This window comes from Actinomadura sp. 7K507, assembly GCF_004348425.1.
GTDB lineage: Bacteria > Actinomycetota > Actinomycetes > Streptosporangiales > Streptosporangiaceae > Spirillospora.
This window is the reverse complement of sequence record NZ_SMKK01000321.1, coordinates 1-8,423: the sequence shown is the minus strand read 5'-3', so window position 1 is coordinate 8,423 and position 8,423 is coordinate 1. Positions and strand designations below refer to the sequence as shown.

The 8,423-nt window shown below is 71.4% G+C and carries 6 protein-coding genes; all 6 read left to right on the top strand.

Annotated elements, in window-relative coordinates:
- The first annotated feature begins 199 nt into the window (after positions 1-199).
- Positions 200-931, top strand: coding sequence for a hypothetical protein (locus E1285_RS40905; protein ID WP_132159983.1), 732 nt, complete (start codon positions 200-202; stop codon positions 929-931).
- A 161-nt stretch (positions 932-1,092) separates the two neighbouring features.
- Positions 1,093-1,635: a hypothetical protein gene (locus tag E1285_RS40900; protein WP_132159982.1), complete on the top strand. Its 543-nt coding sequence runs from the start codon at positions 1,093-1,095 to the stop codon at positions 1,633-1,635.
- Entirely contained in the window at positions 1,632-2,297 is a 666-nt protein-coding gene (locus E1285_RS40895) for a hypothetical protein (RefSeq protein WP_132159981.1), read from the top strand. The genes E1285_RS40900 and E1285_RS40895 overlap by 4 nt, the downstream gene beginning before the upstream one ends.
- Positions 2,270-3,007 (top strand): hypothetical protein, encoded by a 738-nt coding sequence (locus E1285_RS47955; protein WP_243723406.1) that lies wholly within the window; start codon positions 2,270-2,272, stop codon positions 3,005-3,007. Before E1285_RS40895 ends, E1285_RS47955 begins: the two co-directional genes overlap by 28 nt.
- A 284-nt stretch (positions 3,008-3,291) precedes the next feature.
- A complete protein-coding gene (locus E1285_RS40885; RefSeq protein ID WP_132159979.1) occupies positions 3,292-5,988 on the top strand; it encodes a DEAD/DEAH box helicase in 2,697 nt (898 codons plus the stop codon).
- A gap of 570 nt (positions 5,989-6,558) precedes the next feature.
- On the top strand, positions 6,559-8,423 hold a 1,865-nt coding region (locus tag E1285_RS40880; protein WP_132159978.1), incomplete at its 3' end, for a tetratricopeptide repeat protein.

Here is an 8,423-nt window from a genome sequence, read left to right as displayed (position 1 = left end):
GGCGCCCACTACTGCCTCGGCGCACCCCTGGCCCGCCTCGAAACCCGCATCGCCCTGCAAGAGCTGTTCCGCCGCTATCCCGACCTGCGCCTGACCGTGCCGGCCGACCAGCTCACCCAGGTCCCCTCCCTGTTCACCAACTGCCCCCGCGAACTCCCCATCACCCTTTCTTGATCACGACCTCACCCACCTGAGCGAAATGACCACTTCCTCCCTGCATCCACCCGCCGCGCCCGGCTCAGACGACCGGCAACTACTCGCGGCCTACATGCTGGCCAGCAGTTGCGACGGCCGATGGCTCATCGGCCGAACCGACAGCGGCGCCGCCCGCGCCCGGAGCACCGCGCGGGCGGTGCTGCCCGGCGGACGTGTGCGAGACAGCGAGTCACCCGCCGGCTCGCTGGCCCGCACCACCACCGAACAGCTCGGCATATCGCTGCCCCCACGGCGGCTGATCGCCGCGGCCTGGGCGGAAGCCGCTCCATGCCTCGGCGAGACGGCGCTGATCTTCGCTGGCCCGCTGGTCATCCCCGAACTCCTGCCGCAGCCGCCCGACGCCTCCACCCCACCCGAACTGATCTGGCAGTTGAGTGACCCCACCCAGGCACTCGCGGACCTACCGACCGCGCTCGCCGACGCGGTACTCGGTGCCGGCTTCGCACCCCCCATCGGCTACAGCGAAGCCCGCACCCTCTACGACCAGCCAATCGGGACGATCCAGCCGGCCTACGCCAGGGGCAGCGTCCTCGACACGCCCTCACCGTGCTGCACCGGACACACCGCACGACTCACCCGCAACGACCTCGAAGACATCACCGACGACGCAACGACCGGTGTTCACCGCAAATGCAGCGGCTGCCGGAGCCCCTACCTGCTCTACCTGCTGGGAACCAGACAGCAGCCGCAGGGTGTCCGCTGGCAGCCACGATGACCACGACCGAAAGCCAGCCCCGAACGGCTAATGCCCGCGCGGACACGTATCGCCGCCTGCTGCACGGCGATCGCGACCCGGAAAATCATCGGCGTCCAGGAGGAGCTCCGGGACCTGAACCCTCACCGGTCCCGCCCCGCGCACAGACCCCGATCCGGTCCGTGCCCCCGACACCTTCCCCGGGTCATCGGCACGGCGCCGAACCTGGCCTGCGGCAGAACGCCCGGCACGGCCCCGACGGGCTGATGATTGGGCCGGAGCGGCTCGAACACCTGCAGGCGGTACCCACCCAAGGACCAGACGACCGGCCCGCACGCCGCGTCGTCTGGCACGGCGCAGCGGCCCGGCTCTGCCCTTGGGGGGCCGAGGGGGCCAGCCCAGAGCCGCCGCGCCGTGACCCCACGCCCGGCACCAGGGGCGGCCTCATCACCGCCGATGGCCCCACCGCCGTGGAACAGGGCCCATTCCATGCGCTGCTGGAACTCGCCGCCCGGTTCACCCGGGCCTTCCCCGAACTGGCGCGAGTTCGGTTCGAGCAGCACCTTGGCCTCATGCAGGACGGGCAATGGGGACAGTTCGCCGACGCCATCGACACCGTGGGCTCCGTCCTGAGCGCCCTGCCCGCCGCCCCGGGCACCGCCCGGACCACCTCGCCGGGCCCCCGCTCGGACGCCCCGCCACCTGGACCCGGCGGCGATCGATGAGCCAGGTCCGGCCGGATCAGTACCGGCGGCTCCTGCGCGTGCTGGCGGCGCTGAACATCGCCCTGGTGCGCCACGAACCCCGGGGCCGTGACCTGCCCCCCGAGGAATGGCCGTATGTGACCCAGCCGGCGATGGCGGTGCGCGGGTTGCTGGAGGAGGCGCTGGTCTCAGTCGCCCGCCTGGTCGGCGACCCGGACCTGGCCTGCCCGCCGCTCCCCCGGCATGTGGTGTTGCCGCGGGTAGCGCGGTCCGCGTCCGCGCTGATCGCCGCCGCCGCCCGTTCCGGGTCGCTGTCGGACTGGACCTGCGAGCCGACCACCGGCGATCTGTACGGCAACCGGGGCCGCGCCCACCAGGTGCTGCGGACCGGCGCCTCCCTCTACAGGGCCGAACACACCAGATCGCAGCGGCCGAACCTGACCGCCTCCCAGACCCGCCTGGCCATCGCTCACCTGGACGGCCTCGGACAAGCCATCGACGCGCTCGTTGCAGCCGCAGCCCGGTGGAGCGGCCTGCAGCGTCAGGCCGAACTCCTGGCCGAGGTCAGGAGCGAGCCCATGGCAGACATGCCCCGCCCCCCGGGGCTCACCGATCTTCCGGATGACCAGCTTCGATCGCTTCAAAGGTGGGACCCATGGCGACCGCGTCACCGAACAGGCTGAGCACAAAGTCCGCAAAGGACATCCAGGCGGCGACTTGGCAGGTCCACAACATCGCACGCCGTGAGGAGCGGGAGTGGCCGCAACTGCTGCTCGCGGCGGCGCTGGCTCGTGATGGCGAGCATCTGGTGATCAATCATCTCGCGGAGATGGCGGCAGGGGCGGCGATCGCCGTGGCGCACGAGTCCGGGCAAGACCCCAGGGACGCGGTCCGGTGGGTTGCGTCGCGGATGGAGCCGCTGAACTCCGGCATAGCCCCGTTCCCCGGCTTGGCATGGAAGCGCGCGATCGACGTGGTGCTCCATCTGCTCGGTGATCAGCTCCGCGTCCCGGGACGCGGTTCCATCACCGCCGTGGACCTGGCCGGCGCGCTCCTGCTGCTGCAGGCCCTCGGCGTCATGGCCGCCGCCGGCTGGCGCAAGGACCCCCAGCGCATGCGCAACATGCTGGCACACCGTGGACACGAAGCCTGCCCCCGAAACAGCGCAGAGGCCACGCACGGAACAAGAAGGCAAAGCACCGAAAGGGAAAACGATGAACCGCCAGCCAAGGTGCATTGGCGCCAACCGGGCGCGGCCGGCGCAAGAGCAGCCGCTCGCCCGACCCGGACATCGCGGTGTGCGCCGAGATCGCTGTGGTCGGCGACGAGCACACCGTCCGCAACTCCGCCGACCCGCACGGAGCCGTGCTCACGCTCGACTTGGGCGCGCTGAAGCGCCTGATGGACGCCATTCCCCAACCGGCGCCTAAACCACCCCGTACCGGGCCCGGCTCGCTCTCACAGCCGCAGTGACGTGAGCGCTGCTGGCTGAGCACGAGGCGGCGAAACACCAATCCCTGCACATCTCTTCTCCCGAGGAACCATGATCCCTCCCTCACCCCCTCCTCGAATGGTCGCCGGAACCGCGGTCACCACCTGCCTGGCGGCCAGCGGGTCTGGCGATCGGCCCCGTCCGCGCCGGAACCGCCGCCCCGCAACCTCCGGCAGGAGGTCTTCATGAGTAAGGCGCTCGGGGGCAGTGGTCGGCCTGGTGCTGATCGGTGGGCGCACCAGCCCGTGGCCGTTGCCGCCATCGAGGCGGCGCTGGGCGCGGGCGGCCGCGCTACCGGCGAGTCGGCGTGTGGGAGCGGTAAGTCACGGATCGCGGCGCAGGCAGCGGCCCGGCTGGCGCCCGAGGGGCGGGTGCTGGTGACGGTGCCGACGCTGGAGCTGGTCGCGCAGATGCTGGCGACCTTCGCCGAACACGGCCGCCCTTTGGGCCGCGTGGTGGCGGTGTGCTCGGACGCCGAGGTGCTCTCGGCCGGTGAGGTGGAACTGGGCGGGGCGAAGGTGACGACCGACGCCGCGCGGCTGGCCGAGCTCACCAGGGTCCGTGGCCGTGTGACGGTGCTGTGCACCTATCAAAGCCTGGGCGTGCTGGCCGGCGCGCACGCTGAGCACCGGATGCCGAGCTGGGACCTGGTGGTGGTCGATGAAGCGCACCGCACCGCGGGCCGGGCCGGGCGGTCCTGGTCGCTGATCCACGACGACGTCGTCATCCCGGCCGCCCGGCGGCTCTACCTGACCGCCACTCCCAAGATCCTCGGGGCCGGCGGGGACGACACGGTCGTGTCCATGGACGACGAGAAGGTCTACGGGCCGGTGGTGTTCCGCTTCACCACCGCGCAGGGCATCGACCGCGGGCTGCTGGCCGATTACGAACTTGTGGTCGTGGTGGTCACCGACGAGCAGGTCCGTGCGCTGGCCACCGACGACGACCGTCTGCTGCGGGCCGGGACCACCACGATCAGCCCGCGGGCGCTGGCCACCCAGATCGCGGTCCTGCGCGCCGCCCGCGAGTACCGCATCCGCGCCGCCATCACCTTCCACAACCGGATCGCCGACGCCCGCGCGTGGGCGGACGCGCTGCCACACGCCTGGAAACTGATGCCCGCCGGGCAGCGGCCGGCAGCGGTGTCGGCGCTGCACGTCCACGGCGGCCAGGCCATCGGCGAGCGCCGCCGGGCCCTGGGCAGCCTGCGCGGCGCGCACCACAACGACGACGCTGGTGATCTGGTCCGGGTGGTGTGCAACGCGCGGGTGCTGACCGAGGGCGTGGACGCCCCCGCGGTCGACGCGGTGGCGTTCATCGACCCCCGCGACAGCATGATCGACATCGTGCAGGGCATCGGGCGGGCGCTGCGCACCGGCGGCCGCACCGACAAGACCGCCCGCGTCATCGTCCCGGTCCTGCTCGGGCCCGAGGAAGACCCGCAATCAGCGCTGGACGGGTCAGCCTACGCCCAGGTGTGGCGAGTGATCCGGGCACTGCGCGCCGTCGATGACCGGCTGGCCATCCAGCTCGACACCGCCCGGCAAAAGCTCGGCCAAAACCGCTCCACCTCCGCCGACGACCAAACCGACAACGACCAGGCCTACGAGCACGCCGGCGAGCACGCGGATGACGGCGACCAGGAAGATCCGCTGGAGCTGTGGGACTGGCTGAAAGTCAGCGGTGTGCCCGCCCCCGAAGCGTTCGCCCGTGCCATCCAGGTCCGCGCCGTCCGGGGCGCCTCACCCTCGTGGCTGGAGTTCTACGGACTGGCCAAGGCCTACCACCAAGCCCACGGGAACCTTGACCTCACCGTCGAGTACCGAGCCCCCGACGGCACCCAGCTGGGGCAATGGGTCCGTAACCAGCGCCGTCACCGCGCCAAGCTCGACCCGCGGCAGGTCGAGCTCCTGGAGGAGATCGGGCTGCAGTGGGACAGCCCGCTGGACCGCGCGTGGCAGGACGCCATCGCCGCCGCCCGCGCCTGGGCCCACGACCACGACGGCCAGCTCCACGGCATTCCCAACACCTGGACCTTCAACGGTGTCCAGCTCAGCCGCTGGCTGGTCGCCCGCCGCCGCGACCACCGCGACGGGAAACTCCCCGCCGAACGCAAAGCCGCCCTGGACGCGATCGACCCGACCTGGCTCCACACCAGCGACGACATCTGGGACGTGCACTACCAGGCCGCCCGAGCCTTCTACCACGCGCACGAGCATCTGCATCCCGACCCCGACTACCGCGGCCCCGACGGGCTGGACCTACCGGACTGGCTGGACAAACAACGCCGGCGAGCACGAACTCGGCCACAGCACCGCGGCCATCTCACCCCCGACCAGAAACGCCTCCTCGACGAGATCGGCATGCCATGGACGGTGATCGAGGCCGAATGGCAGAAAGGGCTGGCTGCGGCCCGCGCCTACACCCAAACACACGGCGATCTCCACGCCCGAACCACCTTCGTCACCGACGACGGCTTCCCGCTCGGCCGATGGCTGTACGGCCGCCGCAAACAAGCAATCAACAACACCCTGGACCCGCAACGGCTCAAGGCACTGGAGGCACTAGACCCCACCTGGCAGACGGCACTCAGCCTTCAAAGCCGCTGGGACATCAATTACCAAGCCGCCCGCCGCTACGCCGAAAAGCACGGCCACCTGCCCCGCAGCAGAGGCGCCGCCCGTGACCCAGCCCCACAAGGGCACGACTTCCGGCGCTGGCTCACCCAGCAACGCCAAAACGCGCGCAGAGGCCACCTCACCCCCGAACGCCACGCCGCACTCGACGCGCTCGACCCGAACTGGCGCGGCACAACAAAGACCACCAACACAAGCACGGAAAGCAGACACAACAGAAAAGGAGAAAATGATCATCTTCGGTGAAGATGACAGCAGCGGGCCTGCTCGGGCGGTTCCCATCCAAGGCCAGTTCGTCTGCGAAGGCGGCCTCGCCGCGCTTTCCGTGCCGGTTCCCCCTGGGTGGGTTTCGGGCGGCTGGGGCAGCGCCCCAACCTGTCCCCCGATGCTTGCGTTGCTGGGTCTTCGTGCTGGAACGGACGTCGGATGAGCGGGCACGGCAGCCAACCCGGGAACGGGACCAGTCACACGGCTCGTGGCGAGGCTGGCTACGGGAGCGGCCGGATCGGCAATCGGGTCGAGGGCGCGGGCTGGATCGGCACCGTCGTGCAGGTCGGCGCGGTGCACGGCGACGTACGCCTGCACTCCCCTGCACCCGCAGCGCCGCAGCCACCGATGATGCTGCCCGCACCACCGGTACGACTACGTGACCGCCACCACGAGCGCGCCCGACTGAACATCGCGGCGGCCCGTCACCTGTCGCCCGGCCAGCCCACCGGCTGGCTAAGTAGTCAGCCCGGTGACCGGCCCCTCGGTCCCGAGGTCCGTGGTGACCGGGACGGGCCGGGCAGCGGCGCCTTGCGGCCGGATCTGCTGGTGATCAGCGGGCCGGGCGGAGCCGGGACCACCGCGCTGGCCCTGCACCTGGCACACCGGGCGGTCCGCGCCAGCGCCGCACCGGGCGGAGCCTTGTGGGCCGACCTCAGCGCCCATCATCCTGACCCCGGAAGTGATCCGGTCGCGGGCGCCGTGGCGGGCTGGTTACGAGCGTTGCACGCCGACCGAGTCCCTGAGCACGGGGAGGAAGCTACTGCGCTGCTGCGGTCGCTGACCGCCGACCGTCCGGTTGTTGCGGTCGTGGAGCAGGCCACCACGGCCGGGCAAGTGCGGGCGCTGCTACCCGCTGCCGGGCTGGTCGTGGTCACCAGCCGCCACCAGCTGCTGGACCTTGCCGCCGTTGACGGCGCGTGCCGGGTAGCCGTGGGACCGCTACCCGCGCCCGACGCCGCAGCACTGGCCGCCGACATCATCGGCGACCGCGCCACCAGTGATCCCGACGGCGTCCGCGCGCTGGTGAACGCCTGCGGTGCTCTTCCCGCAGCCCTGGTCGCCGCCGCGGCCTACGTCGCCGCCCGGCCCCACCGCCCCATCACCGACCTGGCCGTCCGGCTGACCCGCACCACGCGCTCGGCCCAGCCCGCTCTGAGCGCGGCACGCCTGAGCGAGGAGGAGACCGTCATCAACAGCACACTGGACGCCATCTACAACGGTCTGGACCCGGCCCTGCAGAACGCCTACCAGTACCTGGCCACACTGCCAGGCCCGGCGTTCTCGGCCGCCGCAGCGGCCGCCGCGCTCCGCACCGACGACCAGGCCACCGACACCACCCTGGCCCGGCTGCACAACGCGCACCTGCTGGAGTACGGACCCGGCCCCGAGCAGTGGCGCATGCCCGCCCCCGTCCGCGTCCACGCCGAACACCTCGCCGAAAGCCTGCCGGAGGAGGACCGCGCCGCCGCGCTGGCCCGCGCGGTCCGTCACTACCTGATGTGGGCAGCCGGCCTCGAAACCGTCATCGGGCACGGCCGCCGCCGCTACGCCCCGGTGTTCGCGTGGGAACCCGGACGGGCACCCGCGGTCGCCGGTGACCAGGAGGCGATCGCCCTGGTGCAGGAGTGGGTACCGACGCTGCTGGCCGCTCAGTCCGCGGCCGCCGCCCACGCAATGCACCATGCGGCCTGGCAGTTCGTCGACGCCTTGTGGGGTTATCTGATCCAGCGGCAGGACTACCCCGCCTGGCGGCGGGTCTGCCAGATCGGCCTGGACAGCGCTCAGCGCATCCAGGATGCCGGCGCCCAGGCCCGCGCCCACATGCTCACCGGAGTGCTGGACCGAAGGCTCGGCCGGCTCGCCGAGGCAAGCGAACACCACACCAAGACCCGCCTGCTGGCACGAAGGGCGGGTGACCTGCTGACCGAGGCGTCCGCAGCCGAGCACCACGGCGCCACCCTGCTGGACCTGGGCCGTCCCCAGCAAGCCCTCACCGTCCTGCACGCCGGCCTCGCCCTCTACCAGACGCTGCCGACGCACCCACGCGGCCAAGCCCTGCTTCAACGTCAGCTCGGCATCGCCCACAGCCGGCTGGGGCACCACATCGACGCCGAAACCCACCTCACCGCAGCCGAAGCGCTCTTCACCGATCTGGACGAGTCCTACCTGCGCTCACGACTGGCCACCAACCGCGCCGAAACCGCCCTCGCCAACGGCCGCTTCACCGACGCCCTCGCCCACCTGGACCGGGCCATGGAGATCCTCCCGAACCGGGCGGTCCCCTACGACGCCTACCTGCACTATCTGGGCGCCGCCATCCCCACCCGCGCCGGCGACCACGACGCCGCCGTCCATGCGTTGAATACCGCCATCGCCTTCAGCGACCAACTCCCCCGCGACCACCCCACCCG